This is a genomic window from Neisseria sp. P0021.S005 (assembly GCF_051956955.1).
In genome coordinates this window covers 1-2,211 of the sequence record NZ_JBQCWY010000512.1, presented here as the reverse complement: position 1 = coordinate 2,211, position 2,211 = coordinate 1, and the positions used below count along the sequence as shown (strand labels likewise).

Genomic DNA, 2,211 nt, shown 5'->3' with positions numbered 1-2,211 from the left:
TTTGAACAGTGAGTCGTAATGATCGGGCGGGATAACGGCAACAACCAAGTCGGCTTGGCCCGGGATTTTGCTGAGGCTGGAGTAGGAGGGAATGCCTGCGACACTGCTGTGTCGAAGATTGACGGGGGTGATTTTGCCTTGATATGAAGAACCGAGCAGATGGCTGAAAATGCGTTCGCCAAGGCTGTGCGGACGTTCGCTGGCGCCGACGAGGATGATGTGTTCAGGCATGAAGAAGTAGCCGGTTTGGGCAGTTGCGCTCATGATGGTTCCTTATTTGTGTTTTTGGCCGTCTGAAAAGTTTCAGACGGCCTTATTTTTAGACTTCTTTTTTGTCTCCGGCTTTCTTTTTGGGAAGGATGAAACGCATCCTCAGGCCGTTGGGTTTGACATTTTCAGCAATGATTTTACCGCAGTGCTGTTCCATAATGTGCTGCGTCAAGGCAAGCCCTAAACCTGTACCGGGCTTGTGCGCGCTGGAGTCGGCGCGATAAAAGGCAGTGAAAATATGCGGAAGCTGCATTTCGTCCACGCCAGGCCCGTTGTCGGTAACATCGATAATCCAGTTTTTTCCGTCTTGTCCGATATGGGTTTGAATGGTGCTGCCTTCTGGACTGTAATTGATGGCATTGCGGATAACGTTGTCAAAGGCGCGGTATAGATAGCCTTCGTTGGCGCTGACTATGGCATTTTCAGGGATTTTTGGGTCAATGCTCAGGGTAACGCTTTGGTTGTTTTGGTGGGCAATGCTTTGGTTGTCCTCAATCAAATTAGTTAGGAAAGGAACGAGTTTGAGGTTTTCTTTTTCCAAAGGAATATTGGAAGTTTCCAAGCGGGAGAGGGTCAACAATTCACCGACCAGAGTATCCATGCGCACCAGTTCGCCTTCAAGTCGCTTGAGGTATTGCTCTTGTTTTTGCGGCTGAGATTGAATCAGGCCGACAATTGCCTGCATGCGCGCCAGCGGCGAGCGCATTTCATGAGAAACGTGGTGAAGCAGGTGGCGCTCTTTGGCAACAAGTTTTTCAAGCTTTTCGGCCATTTTGTCGAACTGCACGGCAAGATGGGACAATTCGTCGTCACGGTCGTCAACTTGTTGGGAAATGCGGGTTTCGAGTTCGCCGTTGGCTACTCTGTCCATGCCGCCGCCAAGAATTTTAATAGGCTTGGTAATATTGTTGGCAAGGATGTATGCCATCAGCAGGCCGACGATGATGATGAAAGACAGAATAATAAATTCGTGCCAAATAGGCGAAAGCGGCAGGCCGGGAATGAAGAGCGGGCTAGGGAGGCGTTGGGCCTGATGGTTGTCCCAGCCTTTAATGAAGAAGAGGTATTCTTCGCCGAAACGGTCGTATTCGATGTGTGCCAAATCAGATTCAGGATTATTGATGGCAAAAATACGGGCGCGTTCGATGGATAGGCTGTCGATATTGCGGCCTAAAATATCTTTTTTATCGTCGCCGGTAATCACATAAACGGCATTGGAAACCGGATTGTTTTTCCATTCAGAAAGAATTTCGCGCGCACCGCTGTCTCCGCGTGAGTTGAATGCGGAAACGATGCTGTTCATCAGTGTGGTTTCGATGGTGCGGCGTTGGTTGAATTGGTTTTCGGCGAGGGTGTTTTGTACCAGCCAAAATGAAAAACTCGCCACAAAGATTGCGCAGACGATAACTGCGCAAAATGTGGCGAAGATGCGTTGAAACAGTTTCATTGATCTGTTTAATCTTTAGTTTTTAACAAACAGGTAGCCTAAGCCGCGTACGGTTTGAATCAGGGAAGCATCGCCCAATTTGTGGCGGATGCTGGAGATGTGTACGTCGATGCTGCGGTCAAATTTAGCCAGTTTGCGGTCGAGTGCCTCGATAGACAGGGTCTCTTTGCTGACGACTTGTCCGGCGTGGCGCATCAAAACTTCGAGCAGGTTGAATTCGGTGCTGGTCAACTCGAGCGGAGTGTCTTTGATGCTGGCTTGGCGTTTGGCCGGGTACAAAACGACGTCGCTGACAGAAATGCTGTTAGGCGCGTTGTTTTGTTCGTTGCTGTGTTGCGCACGGCGTAGGATGGCGTTGATGCGGGCTAAGAGTTCGCGCGGTGTACATGGTTTCGGAACATAATCGTCCGCACCCATTTCCAAACCAATAATGCGGTCGATGTCGTCACCTTTTGCAGTCAGCATGATGATGGGTACAGTGCTTTGGGTACGTA

The 2,211-nt window shown here is 49.7% G+C and carries 3 protein-coding genes; all 3 read right to left on the bottom strand.

Going from position 1 to position 2,211, the window contains the following annotated elements:
• Window positions 1-264, bottom strand: a 264-nt coding sequence (locus tag ACTHUE_RS16275) for a CoA-binding protein (protein ID WP_440423991.1), incomplete at its 3' end; no start/stop codon positions are given.
• 55 nt (window positions 265-319) lie between these two features.
• Window positions 320-1,717, bottom strand: coding sequence for a HAMP domain-containing sensor histidine kinase (locus ACTHUE_RS16270; RefSeq protein ID WP_219088837.1), 1,398 nt, complete (start codon window positions 1,715-1,717; stop codon window positions 320-322).
• Window positions 1,718-1,732: 15 nt separating this feature from the next.
• Window positions 1,733-2,211, bottom strand: a 479-nt coding sequence (gene misR / locus ACTHUE_RS16265; RefSeq protein WP_440423990.1) for a two-component system response regulator MisR, incomplete at its 5' end; no start/stop codon positions are given.

What these genes read in the sequence shown, in the direction of transcription:
- ACTHUE_RS16270 (WP_219088837.1), bottom strand. Translation starts at nt 1,717, where the DNA reads ATGAAACTGTTTCAACGCATCTTCGCCACATTTTGCGCAGTTATCGTC.